This is a genomic window from Streptococcus sp. 3874, assembly GCF_013276425.1.
GTDB lineage: Bacteria > Bacillota > Bacilli > Lactobacillales > Streptococcaceae > Streptococcus > Streptococcus pseudopneumoniae.
In genome coordinates this window covers 1-13,110 of sequence record NZ_VMLA01000029.1, presented here as the reverse complement: position 1 = coordinate 13,110, position 13,110 = coordinate 1, and the positions used below count along the sequence as shown (strand labels likewise).

Genomic DNA, 13,110 nt, shown 5'->3' with positions numbered 1-13,110 from the left:
CTATCCACAACCTCAAAACGGTTTTTGAGCAGCCTGCGGGCTAGCTTCCTAGTTTGCTTTTTGATTTTCATTGAGTATAAACAGCCACTCTCCAGTTCAATTGGAGAGTTTTTATAAGAGCAGAGATTTACACACCTAGATTTGACACCATACATTTTCTATGATAAAATGTAACAAATTCATTTACAACAAATCGAAATCTAAATGAAATGGAATTTTCTATGAAATCAATCAAAGGACTACTCTTTATCATAGCTAGTTTTATCTTGACTCTTTTGACTTGGATGAACACTTCTCCCCAATTCATGATTCCAGGACTAGCTTTAACAAGCCTATCTCTGACTTTTATCCTAGCCACTCGTCTACCACTACTAGAAAGCTGGTTTCACGGTTTGGAGAAGGTCTACACCGTCCACAAATTCACAGCCTTTCTCTCAATCATCCTACTAATCTTTCATAACTTTAGTATGGGCGGTTTGTGGGGCTCTCGCTTAGCTGCTCAGTTTGGTAATCTTGCCATCTATATCTTTGCCAGCATCATCCTTGTCGCCTATTTAGGCAAATACATCCAATACGAAGCTTGGCGATGGATTCACCGCCTGGTTTACCTAGCCTATATTTTAGGACTCTTTCACATCTACATGATAATGGGCAATCGTCTCCTTACATTTAATCTTCTAAGTTTTCTTGTTGGTAGCTATGCCCTTTTAGGCTTACTAGCTGGTTTTTATATCATTTTTCTATATCAAAAGATTTCCTTCCCCTATCTAGGGAAAATTACCCATCTCAAACGCTTAAATCACGATACTAGAGAAATTCAAATCCATCTTAGCAGACCTTTCAACTATCAATCAGGACAATTTGCCTTTCTAAAGATTTTCCAAGAAGGCTTTGAAAGTGCTCCGCATCCCTTTTCTATCTCAGGAGGTCATGGTCAAACTCTTTACTTTACTGTTAAAAATTCAGGCGACCATACCAATAATATCTATGATAATCTTCAAGCCGGCAGCAAAGTAACCCTAGACAGAGCTTACGGACACATGATCATAGAAGAAGGACGAGAAAATCAGGTTTGGATTGCTGGAGGTATTGGGATCACCCCCTTCATCTCTTACATCCGTGAACATCCTATTTTAGATAAACAGGTTCACTTCTACTATAGCTTCCGTGGAGATGAAAATGCAGTCTACCTAGATTTACTCCGTAACTATGCTCAGAAAAATCCTAATTTTGAACTCCATCTAATCGACAGTACGAAAGACGGCTATCTTAATTTTGAACAAAAAGAAGTGCCCGAACATGCAACCGTCTATATGTGTGGTCCCCTTTCTATGATGAAGACACTTGCCAAACAGATTAAGAAACAAAATCCAAAAGCAGAGCTTATTTACGAAGGATTCAAGTTCAAATAAGTACTCATACTCTCCTGGGATTCCCCAGGAGAGTTTTTTATAGCCAAATGAAATAAGACCAGAGCGATGAAATTTTGGAATTCAAATCAATTGATAAGAATGTTTTATAGTGGAATGAAATAGGATACGAACAAATTGATTAGGAAAATCAAATGAATTTATAGAAATATTTTAGCAGTTATATTGTCCTGTTCTAGTTTCAAAACGCTATAGAAGCAGCATTGTTCTAGTCTAGATTCAGTTTACTATACTAAAACGAGTAGCTTGAAATCAAAAAACCCACCCTCACAGGCAGGTTTTATCTGTATTATTCAGCTAGATTATGCTTTACCTTCTGAACCGAATACGTCGATACGTTCTTCAACCGATGCTTGGATAGCTTTTACACCGTCAGCCAAGAATTTACGTGGGTCGAAGAGTTTTTTCTTATCGTATTCTGCTTCGTTTGCTTCGTAGTCACGAGCAAATTTACGAGTTGCGTTAGCGAATGCGATTTGGCATTCTGTGTTAACGTTAACTTTGGCAACACCAAGTTTGATAGCTGCTTGGATTTGCTCATCAGGAATACCTGAACCACCGTGCAATACGATTGGGAATCCTGGAAGAGCTTCTGTCAATTTTTGCAAGTGGTCAAGGTCAAGACCTTCCCAGTTTGCTGGGTAAGGACCATGGATGTTACCGATACCAGCTGCCAAGAAGTCGATACCAGTTTCAACCATTGCTTTAGCGTCTTCGATTGGAGCCAATTCACCTTTACCGATGATTCCGTCTTCTTCACCACCGATAGTACCAACTTCAGCTTCTACTGAGATACCTTTAGCGTGTGCTTTTTCAACAACTTCTTTAGCCAATTTAAGGTTTTCTTCAACTGGAAGGTGTGAACCGTCAAACATGATTGAAGTGTAACCAACTTCGATACACTCAAGTGCATCTTCGTAGTGGCCGTGGTCAAGGTGGATAGCTACTGGTACAGTGATACCCATTGATTCAACAAGGTTAGCGATCAAGTTGCGAGCAACTTTGTAACCACCCATGTATTTAGCAGCACCCATTGAAGTTTGGATCAAAACTGGAGCTTTTTTAGCTTCTGCTGCGCGCAAGATAGCTTGAGTCCACTCAAGGTTGTTTGTGTTAAATCCACCAACTGCATAACCGTTGTCACGAGCTGCTTGGACAAATTTTTCTGCTGAAACGATTGCCATTTTATCAGGCCTCCTGTATATTTTTATGGGTCACCCCATTTACATTGTTCATTTTATCACTTTTTGACAAAAAAATCTAGTTTTTCCCGTAGTTTCGATTTAATTTCTTCTAGCTTCATCCATGTAAACCCTTTCTATCTCTAGTCTTGGGCGACTTTTGGAAAAGCTATGAAGAAGGTTAAACGATTCTCCTCCATCTCGAAATGATAAGCTAATTTTTCATGTTCCAATAGACTCTTGACCACAAAGAGTCCCATCCCAGGCCCTTTGGGCTTGCGACTAGCATTATCAGAAAAAGACTGGGCTAGTTTTTCTTGTTCTTCTGAGCTACAGCTATTCTCGATAAAGAGTTCCCCTTCTCTTTCTCCAATGCCAACCAAGCCACCTGGAACAGAGTGCTTGATGGCATTGCTGATGAGATTAGAAAGAATCAACTTCATAACTGATGGGTTTAGATAAGCCTGCTGATGGGTCAAACTATTGTCAATCTGGAGCTCTCTTTCCTTGGCGAGCAAGGCATAATCCTTAACCAGACTTTGTGTCATCTGGAGGAGGTCAATTTCTTCCCTATCATCTCGCAACTCCTGCACAGAAGAGAGGGAAAGTATCTGCAGAACATGGTGATTGAGCTCATCCACAATCCCCAAGGCAACTCCCAGATACTGGTCTCTATCCTTATAACGACCGATATTCTCTTTCATGTTTTCGATCAGGATTTTCAAACTAGCCAGCGGTGTTTTCAGTTCATGAGAAGCCCCTCGTAGGAATTCGACCTTCATCTTCTCCAGCTGGAGAATGGCTTCATTCTTGTCATGCAAGTCTGCAATGACAGTCAAAAGATGCTGGTAGAGGCTATTGATTTGTTCCTTGAGATCACCAATCTCATCCCTAGAATCCACGCGCAATCGCACTTGGGAATCCAGTTCCATCATTCTACGAGTCACCCGTTTGATTTCCAAGATCGGGGCAACAATGGTCCGAGCATAGATGTAGGCCACCAAGAGGGAAATTAGAAAGGATGCCAGCAAGGTATAGGGAAGAAATTGGAGACTGATTTGCTCTGCTTCCTTTTGCAAATCCATAGAAACCAGAAACTGGAGAGTCATGGTGCTACCATCTTGCGTTGTCACCTCACGCTCCTCAATAAAGAGAGAGGTGGTCTGACGGTCCGTATCCAGAGGAATGCTGTCCTTGACTTCTAACTTGTCCTCTGTCATCTCGCCCTTAACGCCCCCCTTGATATCACTAGTCTGGGAATACAGCTCTAACACTTGCTCGATGCTCTGCCTATCCTTTCCTTCTAGGGACTTGGCAATAGCTGTCGCTTTCTGGCCAATGGTTTCCTGACGATGACTCAGATAAGTCGAGGGAAATAGAAAATAAATAGCTAAATGAAGGCAGATAACCAGAACACTAAATATCGAGAAGGTATAGATAAATATCTTTGTAAATAAACCTGTTCGTCTCATTTTCGCTCCAATTTATAACCAACATTGCGCACAGTGAGGATGCAGTCCAGGTCTAGTTTTTTCCGCAATTCCTTGATATAAACATCAATGACACGGTCAAAGGGAACCTCATCTGTCGCTTTCCAGACGGCATCGATTATCTGAGACCGAGTCAAGGCCCGGCCTTCATTTTTCACCAGATAGTCCAGAATTTCCAACTCTTTGGCATTGATAAGCACTTCTTGACCTGCTAGACTGGCACTGTAGCTCTCAAAATCCACCCTGGCATCTTTATAAGAGAAGATTCGTCCTGTATCGTAGTATCTCTTGAAAATTGCATCCACCCTCACTTTTAAGAGGGAGAGGGAGAAGGGCTTTTCCAGATAGCCATCTGCCAGAGAAGCAAAGGCACTCATCTTGTATTCCTCATCCTGAAAGGCGGTCAGCATCAAGACAGGAACCTGACTGGTTTTACGAATCTCAGCTAGGACTTCTAGACCATTGAGCTTGGGCATCTGGATATCTAGTAAAATCAAGGCTACTTCATAGCTGGAAAATTTTTCTAAGGCTTCTTGCCCATCTGCAGCCTCAAGGGTTTCATAGCCACAATCCGTCAAATAATCACTGACCCCCTCACGGATCATCTCTTCATCTTCTACAATTAAAATTTTCATACTTTAACTGCTCTCTATTTTTTATTTTTCTTATACTCAATAAAAATCAAAAAGCAAACTAGGAAGCTAGCCGCANNAGTAACCATACATACGGTAAGGCGACGCTGACGTGGTTTGAAGAGATTTTCGAAAAGTATAAATACCTACTCTATTTTCTATTATAATCTCTTACTGGCCTTTTGTCTGTAAGCAACTGACCACTCGATAAAACAAAGAGAGCCTATCGCTCTCTCTGCTTGCATTTCACTCTCTATAGAATGAAAATTATTTAGCTGCTTTTGAAAATGTTACAACGTAGTTATAATCTTTCCCATTAGCTTGATAGACATAGTCCTCTTTTAAAGTATAGCCACGTTTGCCCAACTCTTCTTTCTTAGCATCAACTTGGTTCTTGACTGCCACTTTTACTTCATCATCTGTTGAACCTTCCGCGATTTCAAGAGGAGTTCCATTGATATCTCCTAGAAAACCTGCAATATCTTTCATTTTATCAAAGTTATAAAAAACATTGACTTTGACCTTTTGAGGAGCTGATGTTACAACTTCTTCAGCTTCTACTGTTGTTCCTGCGTCTTTTGGAGCTAGTGTTTCTTCTGTTCCTACTTCTACAGATGGTTGTGTGTCTGTTGACTCACTTTCAGAGGTAACTGATGCTTCTTTTGACTCTGACGATTCTTCTGATGTGGCATTTGTTGTTCCATCTTGTGTCTCAGAATTATTTTCTTGTGAATTTACTAAGTTAGAATCAGACGAAGTCGCTTCTCCAGTTTCTTCTGTGGTGGTCAATACTTTTTCTGAGTCTGATGATGGAGCTACAGATGTTTTTCCTGTTTCTGCCATATCCGTAGCTGATGTGTTTTCAGCTGGTTCTACTTGGCTTTTCTCTGTGCTTTCCGTAGATTCTACAGTCTTTGCTTCCTCTGTTGCTCCGTTACCGTGCGATGTTACATCTCTTGTTTCTGAAGACGCTTCCTGTGAATTAACATCTTTACTGTTTGTCTCTTCTATCAGATGTGTTTTCGACAATATCAGCTTTTGTTTTAAATGAGGAAAGTTGAGATTCTGTCACCTCTGCTTCTTGAATTGCTGGCCCATACTGTCCAACTAAAGCCTCCGAGTCGACCTTATCTCCTAAAATTTGTGCAACAGTAATCCAGTGATGTTCATGACGAGGGTTATTAAATGCACCAAGACCTGTATAAGTATATAGAGGATTTATCAATGATTTATAATGACCAGTTTGACCTGCAACTGTCTCACCCTTTGATTTTTTAATATAATCGGCTTTTTCTGAGTACCATTGCTTAATCGCCTCTGCAAATCCTTTATAATTCCACGCCAAGTTTTCTCCAAATGTTCTAGTACCAGTCGGAAAAGCTGTCCAAATATTTTTGTCAGAGAGACGAGCATGGGCATTCGTAATAGAAGACTCAGCAGCTCTCATAAGAGCCGTTTTTTCCAGTTGTGTTGACCACTTAATCGGAACATACTTATCTACTAATTTCTCCTCAAAAGCCTCTTTACGAATCTTATTAAGAGAATCTAAGATAGCTTGTTGATCTGGTGTTAAAAATTCTCCTTTGATTCCCACCAAAACATTGCCAGCAGATGCTTGACTCACTTCCGATTTAAATACAGTCTGCACCTCCTTTTGTGGTACAGCCGATGCTTCCCCTTTCGGTGTTACTGGATCTTCCGTGGTTGGTCTTGTAGCTACCGGTGCTTCTGATTTTGGTGCTGGAGACGCTGGTGCTTCTGCTTTTGGCGCTGGCGCTGCTGGTGCTTCTGCTCTTGGTTCTGATACCATTGGCTCTTCTGCTTTTGGCGCTGGGGTCGCTGGTGCTTCTGATTTTGGTTCTGATACCATTGGCTCTTCTGCTTTTGGCGCTGGTGACTCTGGTGCTTCTGCTTTTGGTTCTGATACCGTTGGCTCTTCTACTTCTGGTGCCAGTGTTGCTGGTTCTTCCGCTTTTGGCGCCGGTGACTCTGGTTCTTCCACTTTTGGTGCTGGGGTCGCTGGTGCTTCCGATTTTGGTTCTGATACCATTGGCTCTTCCACTTTCGGTGCTGGCGCTTCAGAACTTGGATTTGAAACTACAGGTTGATTTGTTGTCCCTATATTTGAAAGGGCCTTGTCTACTACTGGACTTGATTCAGTTGAGTTCCCTGATTCAATTGTAGTATCTGCAGATGGAGCATGTAAAGTTTCTGATCTTGTTTCGGCTTTTGGCGCAACTGAGACTGAGGTTTCTGATTTCGATGCCGGCAATACTGACTCTTCAGCTTTCTCTGCTGACGCCGCTGGGATTTCCACAGCTACTGGTGTCGTTTGTTTAACAGTAGTCCTTTGTTCACCAGTTACAGTATCTGTTTTTGTTTCAACTTCATAACTTTGACGACTACCAGAATTATCAATCGACACTCGCTGTCTTTTTACTTCTGTATTTCCATCTTTTAGAAAAGCCTCTTCGCTAAAATACAATTTATTATTAGCAAAAATCAAATCTCTATTTGCAATACGATTTATCTCAACCAAACTATCAACAGATAGCCCTGTTGCCCCACTAATAGCACTCAATGTATCTCCCCACTTAATTGTGTAGTGTGATAAATTGTCTATATTTAGAATATCAGCTTTCACTTCCTCAACTGTTCTGGCTACCCAAACACCATCTTGTTCACTGGCTGATACAGTTGGAGCTAAAAAGCCTAGCCCCAGTAGAATCACACCTGTCGCAACAATTGCACCCGTTCTTAATTTTCTAAAACCACGGAGGGATAAGCTTCCTCTAACATTTGTTTGTCTCATAATATTTATTTTTCCTCACTATTCTATATTTTCCAAGGTAGACCCTGCCTAGGTCTACTAGCCTATGTTTGCGATATGGATAGGCTTCTACAGATTTATCTATAGATTTTTATGCACAATTCCATATATAAGTTGCGAAACCCCTTTCTAATAAATTCCATAACTTTAGTATATCATATTTAACACTAAAGTACAAAGAAAGCAACTGAAAGCAATGATTTTCACCACTGCTTTCTGCTTCATGTATCATTTTAAAACTTTCAGTTGCTAGCCTCATTTTTCAGTCTAGCATCAGTATTATTCACCATCCAGCAAAAGCTCTTTTGGTTGTTTTCTAAGGAGATTGCTTGAAGCAAGCGTCATAACGGCCACCACTAGAACCAAGGCAAGGACAAAGACGATGATAAAATCTGATGTCTGAATAGAAATGTCTAGGCTCGATAAGGTCTTGCTAAATCCATCTACTTCTGCACCACCACCAAGGTTAGAGGCTTGAGCCGCCTTGCTGGCTTGCTTGGCAACACCTGAAGTCACATTGGCAAGGACAGTATTTCCGATGGCACGAGCTGTGTAGCTGGCTAGGAAGTAAGCAGAAACAAGAGCAGGAATTGCAATCAAGATGGATTCGGTGATGAATTGCCCCAAGATACTTGCCTGCTTAAGACCGATAGAGAGGAGAATGCCCACTTCCTTACGACGGGCGTTGATCCAAAGACTAAGCAAGAGTGCAAGGAGAAGGACTGAGAAGCTCAAGCTACCCCAGAAGAGGAGGTTGGCCATCTTGTACATACCAGAAATGGATTGCTCTAGAGCTGGGTAGTTAGAGGAACTCTTAACGAGTGTGTAGCTCTTCCAGTTGATACCACTGATGCCATTCAACTCTTTCATAACATCATCCAAGTTCTTGTCTGCTGTTACAAAGAAGGTTGCGTCCCCATAAATGGCTGTGTCTTCTGTGTATCCATAAAGTTTTGCAGCAGTGTGAATGTCTGTAATAGCTGTGTTTTCGTAAAGTTCTTGTGAGTAGGTTACTGCTGACTTATTATGACCATCAAAGAGTCCCTTGATTGTCACTTCAACTGTTTCCTTGGCTCCTTTTTCATTATCTGCATCGTAGATATTAGAGTCCAGTTTAACCTTGTCCCCTACTTTCCAGCCGTGTTTGGCTGCCAAGTCCTTGTGCAAGAGGATTTTATCCTTGTCGTCGTTGGTTAAGTGCTCTCCTTCGACTAGTTTATAAGAACCAGAGACAAACTTGTCTTCTTTAGAGGAGTCATTGACACCTGTAATCATCAAGCTACTTCCAAAACGTTTGGCACGATCAGCAGTGAGATTCTTCTTGGTTTCTGGCGTTTCAATGAGGTCATATCCAGTCAAATCTCCGATAGCGTTGATACGTTTGACATAAGACTCGATGGCCTTGTTTTCGGTGATTTTTTTGATGTCTTCACCCTTAATATTCCCAGCACCACGAGGCGTTCCTTGGTTGACGCGACGATTGATTTGCATGGAGAAGCTATTGGTGATATTTTTAAAGGTCTCCTGAGAAGCCTTGGCAGTAGCTCCCTTGATTGACAAGCCGACCAAACTCAAGCTCGCCATGAGGAGAATAATCAGGAAGATGACAATCGATTTGAAAAACTTCCTTGTAACATAGGCAAATGCGTTGTGTAACATAGATTCCCTTTCTAGATTTTATTCTATTTTATAGTTTGAACAGAAAAAGTTCGTATTATTTCGTAGTATTTCGAGTTTCAGTCAGTTTCTTATCTTTCAACTCAAGTGTAATATCTGATGCTTGTGCCACTTCTTTGCTGTGGGTTACGACGATGACACATTTACCTGTTTTCTGGGCAAGTGATTTGAGCAGTTCGACAATATCTCCAGCAGTTTTAGAATCCAGATTTCCTGTTGGCTCATCAGCTAGAATAACTGGAGCTTCTGAGACCAAACTGCGAGCAATGGCAACACGTTGCTGTTGACCACCTGATAACTGGAGAACATTCCGCTTGATCTGATTTTCATCTAAACCAAGCTCAAGCAGTGTATCCTTGCTTGCCTTTTTGTTGACCAAGCGGATATTTTCCAGTGGAGAAAGATAATCTATCAAGTTATAATTTTGAAATACCAGGGAAATATGGTGCATACGATGGTAGGAATACCCCTTCTTACGAATATCCTCTCCTTGGAAAAGAATCGAACCTTCAACAGGACTATCTAAACCAGCAAGTAGGGACAAGAGAGTGGATTTCCCCGCTCCTGACTCCCCAATAATACTGTAAAATTTCCCAGGTTCAAAATGATAATTGATCTGATATAGGACTGCCTCAGCAGTGTTCTTATAACGGTAGTTAAGGTCTTGTAATTGTAATAAAGTCATGATTTCTCCTTCTTATACTCAATGAAAATCAAAGAGCAAACTAGGAAGCTAGCTGTAGGTTGCTCAAAGCACAACTTTGAGGTTGCAGATACAGCTAACGCGGTTTGAAGAGATTTTCAAAGAGTATTAACTAATAGATGATAAAATTTCTTTCGGCGCTTTTCTAAATAAGAATAGGAAACAAAGGGCTACAGATAAGCAACTAAGCAGAACTAGAAAAACATAGGATGCTGCAAAAGATAGGATGCTGGTTGATAAACTGCTTGCTTTGGCTAGCGTGTCTTGTAAGCTTGCCTGCTCTCCACTTGCTAGTAGAGTTTGGAGTAGGTAGGATGTGATGGCGTTGCCTGCAGCAAATGCTGGAAGCAAGGCACCAAGAGATACCAAAACTACCTCTAAACAGAACTGTAGGAAGATCGAGCTCTTGCCTTTTCCAAGTGCTAGTAAAATCCCCACTTCGTAGACCCTTTCTCTCAACCAGAGAGACAAGACCAAAATCAAGGCCCCTACTCCTGCTATCAACATCCCATAAAGGAAGATGGTCAGAAAGGTTTGGAAGGTTGCAACTGAATCTTTGATTTGTTCAAAAGCCTTGTTTTCCTTCTCGACTTGGTATCCTTGATTTTCCAAGGCCAAGTTTTCTACCTGCTTCATGAGTCCGTCCATTTTCTTAGGATTTTCTACATAGAAGCGTGCTGCACTGACTTGAGCTTCACTATTGCCCAAAAGGGTTTGGCTACTTTCATAATCTGTAAAGACTTGATTTTCACTGAAGTCAGAAGACAAGCCTGTGAATTTCTCTTGTTTTTTACCAGAGAAGATTCCGACGATTTCAAACTCGACAGTTTGTCCTTTGCCAGATTCTGACTGACCAGCATCCAAGCCAATCTTGTCATGAAGCGAAAGACCGTTCTTCTTAGCCAACTCTTCGTGGATCAGGATTTTCTTGGAATCCCCTTTTTGAAGGTGTCGCCCTTCTTTTAGGTTGAAGGCCGAGCTAGTAAAGGTTACATCCTTAGATGAATCCTCAAGAGCTGTTAAACTAACCAAGTTTTTGTCTGCAGCTAACAAATCATCACGCTCCACGCTCTGCTCACCACTCACCGCTTCCTTGTCTTTTAGTTTTGCGACCGTCTCGAGTTCAGGAGAAACATTTTCCAGTCCCTTAATCTGGCTCACGGATGATAAGTCCGACAACTTGAAAGTCTGACCATTTTCTATCTTCTTAATAGAAAAAGATGTATTGAGTGATTTATAAAGATTGGTTTCCACTGTTTTGTTGGACTTCATCAGCGTCAAACAGGCTGAAATTCCAGCCAATAGGACCAATAAAATCAGAAATAAAATAAAACTTCTCAGTCGTTTTCTGCTGACATAAGCCCAAGCTCTTTGGATTGGATTCATTTGTCACCTCCATATTTGTAAGACTATTATAAAACCCAAATATGAAATGTTTATGAAATACGAAAAAAAATATCGAGTAGGGGATAATCTCTAGTCCCTCTCACACCACCGTACGTGCCGTTCGGCATACGGCGATTCAACTAACTTTTAAAGCATGTCGTTCAAGGTCATAATCCAAACACAAAATCAGTCCACGTTTTTCTTAGGCTAAAAGAGTCCACTGGACTCTTTTACTCCGTCCCATAACCAATGATTTAATAGCGCGTTCAGCTAGATTATTGGAAAGGACCAGATGCCCGTCTTTCAATAGAAATCACGACTTTCTGATGAATTTATTTTGGGAGTGATAGAAAAGCCCTTCATAAGCCAGTCTACTTGTTCAGGCGTGAGAGCTTTGATATCCTTTTCTGTACTGGGCCAAGTCAGTCTGCCGCTCTCAAAGCGTTTATATAGTAGCCAAAATCCTTGACCATCCCAGTAAAGGGATTTAAAGCAGTCTTTACGTCCACCACAAAAGAGAAAGACTTGACCTGAGAAAGGATCCAATTCAAAGTGGGTTTTAATGAGATAAGCCAGTGAATCAATGCCTTGTCTCATATCCGTTTTCCCACACACGAGATAGACCTGCCCTAGGCTAGATAGATGAATTGTCATAGAGCAACACCTTATCCAAAAGCTCTTCTATCATTTCGAGATTGTGGAATCTCTACAGGAACAATAGGTTGTGGCATTAAAATATCTTCCAATAGTTTTACTTTACGAATAGTATACAGGAGGAACTCCATGAATGATAGATACCTTGTTATGACGCGCTTACCGTACTATTATAAATTCAATCCACTATATCATTTGATTCACTAGTAAAAAAAGGATAACATCTCCTCTCGGAGATGCTATCCTTTTGGGGGCGACTAGAACATAGTGTTCCAATCTATTTTCGTTAAATTTACAGAATGTTTATCCTATGAATTATTTTATCAAAGTAATTTCTTACTCTTCTTCCTTGCGCTTTTTCGCGATAAGGAGTCCCCCTGTTGCTGCTGCAAGAAGTGCTAGAGCAAGTGAAGCGCTAGATTGTTCTGTACCAGTATTTGGCAATTCTTTCGCTCCTGCTTTCTCAGCTGGTGCTTGAGCAGGTGAATCTTGGTTGGTAGCTGGATTAACTGCTACTGAACTATCTGATTTCTTAACTGTCTTATCTGCTGGAATAACAGATGTAGTACCATCTTCAAAGGTTACAACTACTGATCCGTCTTTGTTTACCTTAATATCTTTCGCAGTTGGGTTAGATTTCTTAACTTCTTCGGCTACCTTAGCTTTTTCTGCGTCAGTCAAGTTGCTTGGATCTTTAACTGATGTTGCTGACGGATCCTTAACACTATCTGCATCTTTAGCTTTCTCAACTGCTTTAGCTGCTGGAATTACTGCTGTTGAGCCATCTGGGAAGGTTACAGTTATTGTTCCATCTTTACCTACTTTAACATCTGTTGCAGTTGGGTTAGATTTCTTAACTTCTTCGGCTACCTTAGCTCTTTCTGCATCAGTCAAGTTGCTTGGATCTTTAACTGATGTTACTGATGGATCTTTAACACTATCTGTATCCTTAGTTGATGGATCTACTGGTTTAGATTCTGGTTTCGAGTTTGGATCTTTCGGATTTGTTCCCTTATCTACTTCTTCTTTATCTGTGAAGCCATCGCCATCTGTATCAGCTTTAGTAGGGTCTGTTCCTTTCTCTACTTCTTCCTTATCAGTCAAGCCATCGCCATCTGTATCAGCTT

The 13,110-nt window shown here is 41.0% G+C and carries 11 protein-coding genes and 1 pseudogene; 1 reads left to right on the top strand and 11 read right to left on the bottom strand.

Translation table 11 applies throughout. The annotated features are described in order from the left end of the window. Positions 1 to 221: 221 nt before the first annotated feature. Positions 222 to 1,412 (top strand): ferric reductase-like transmembrane domain-containing protein, encoded by a 1,191-nt coding sequence (locus HT703_RS03490; RefSeq protein ID WP_000835817.1) that lies wholly within the window; start codon positions 222 to 224, stop codon positions 1,410 to 1,412. A gap of 320 nt (positions 1,413 to 1,732) precedes the next feature. On the opposite strand, the gene HT703_RS03485 is transcribed toward HT703_RS03490, so the two are convergent. From HT703_RS03485 to HT703_RS03435, 11 genes and pseudogenes are all read right to left on the bottom strand, one after another. Beyond that, complete coding sequence (locus HT703_RS03485; protein ID WP_001019001.1) at positions 1,733 to 2,614, bottom strand: class II fructose-bisphosphate aldolase; 882 nt, start codon at positions 2,612 to 2,614, stop codon at positions 1,733 to 1,735. A 140-nt stretch (positions 2,615 to 2,754) separates the two neighbouring features. Next, positions 2,755 to 4,083, bottom strand: coding sequence for a sensor histidine kinase VncS (gene vncS, locus HT703_RS03480; protein ID WP_001254965.1), 1,329 nt, complete (start codon positions 4,081 to 4,083; stop codon positions 2,755 to 2,757). After that, positions 4,080 to 4,736, bottom strand: coding sequence for a response regulator transcription factor VncR (gene vncR / locus HT703_RS03475; RefSeq protein ID WP_000697964.1), 657 nt, complete (start codon positions 4,734 to 4,736; stop codon positions 4,080 to 4,082). The genes vncS and vncR overlap by 4 nt, the downstream gene beginning before the upstream one ends. Before the next feature lie 264 nt (positions 4,737 to 5,000). Further along, complete coding sequence (locus HT703_RS03470) at positions 5,001 to 5,762, bottom strand: hypothetical protein (RefSeq protein ID WP_014017210.1); 762 nt, start codon at positions 5,760 to 5,762, stop codon at positions 5,001 to 5,003. Then, complete coding sequence (locus HT703_RS03465) at positions 5,725 to 7,545, bottom strand: CAP domain-containing protein (RefSeq protein WP_172929926.1); 1,821 nt, start codon at positions 7,543 to 7,545, stop codon at positions 5,725 to 5,727. The genes HT703_RS03470 and HT703_RS03465 overlap by 38 nt, the downstream gene beginning before the upstream one ends. Positions 7,546 to 7,842: 297 nt before the next feature. Then, on the bottom strand, positions 7,843 to 9,222 hold the full coding sequence (gene vex3 / locus HT703_RS03460; protein ID WP_000902986.1) for an ABC transporter permease subunit Vex3: 1,380 nt from the start codon (positions 9,220 to 9,222) through the stop codon (positions 7,843 to 7,845). A gap of 55 nt (positions 9,223 to 9,277) precedes the next feature. Continuing rightward, positions 9,278 to 9,925 (bottom strand): ABC transporter ATP-binding subunit Vex2, encoded by a 648-nt coding sequence (gene vex2, locus HT703_RS03455; RefSeq protein WP_054392899.1) that lies wholly within the window; start codon positions 9,923 to 9,925, stop codon positions 9,278 to 9,280. Positions 9,926 to 10,051: 126 nt separating this feature from the next. Beyond that, complete coding sequence (locus tag HT703_RS03450; RefSeq protein WP_054392898.1) at positions 10,052 to 11,329, bottom strand: ABC transporter permease; 1,278 nt, start codon at positions 11,327 to 11,329, stop codon at positions 10,052 to 10,054. A gap of 235 nt (positions 11,330 to 11,564) precedes the next feature. After that, positions 11,565 to 11,639 (bottom strand): annotated as a pseudogene (locus HT703_RS03445) (transposase); the annotation flags it as partial. Continuing rightward, positions 11,633 to 11,983, bottom strand: coding sequence for an IS66 family insertion sequence element accessory protein TnpB (gene tnpB / locus HT703_RS03440; RefSeq protein ID WP_172929925.1), 351 nt, complete (start codon positions 11,981 to 11,983; stop codon positions 11,633 to 11,635). The gene tnpB and the pseudogene HT703_RS03445, both read right to left, overlap by 7 nt. Positions 11,984 to 12,319: 336 nt before the next feature. Then, positions 12,320 to 13,110: LPXTG cell wall anchor domain-containing protein (locus tag HT703_RS03435; RefSeq protein WP_172929924.1), on the bottom strand; the 791-nt coding region annotated here is incomplete at its 5' end.

Excerpts from the sequence above, each read along its gene's own strand:
- HT703_RS03490 (WP_000835817.1), top strand. The coding sequence starts at position 222 with ATGAAATCAATCAAAGGACTACTCTTTATCATAGCTAGTTTTATCTTG.
- HT703_RS03485 (WP_001019001.1), bottom strand. The coding sequence starts at position 2,614 with ATGGCAATCGTTTCAGCAGAAAAATTTGTCCAAGCAGCTCGTGACAAC.
- vncS (WP_001254965.1), bottom strand. The coding sequence starts at position 4,083 with ATGAGACGAACAGGTTTATTTACAAAGATATTTATCTATACCTTCTCG.
- vncR (WP_000697964.1), bottom strand. The coding sequence starts at position 4,736 with ATGAAAATTTTAATTGTAGAAGATGAAGAGATGATCCGTGAGGGGGTC.
- HT703_RS03465 (WP_172929926.1), bottom strand. The coding sequence starts at position 7,545 with ATGAGACAAACAAATGTTAGAGGAAGCTTATCCCTCCGTGGTTTTAGA.
- vex3 (WP_000902986.1), bottom strand. The coding sequence starts at position 9,222 with ATGTTACACAACGCATTTGCCTATGTTACAAGGAAGTTTTTCAAATCG.
- vex2 (WP_054392899.1), bottom strand. The coding sequence starts at position 9,925 with ATGACTTTATTACAATTACAAGACCTTAACTACCGTTATAAGAACACT.
- HT703_RS03450 (WP_054392898.1), bottom strand. The coding sequence starts at position 11,329 with ATGAATCCAATCCAAAGAGCTTGGGCTTATGTCAGCAGAAAACGACTG.
- tnpB (WP_172929925.1), bottom strand. The coding sequence starts at position 11,983 with ATGACAATTCATCTATCTAGCCTAGGGCAGGTCTATCTCGTGTGTGGG.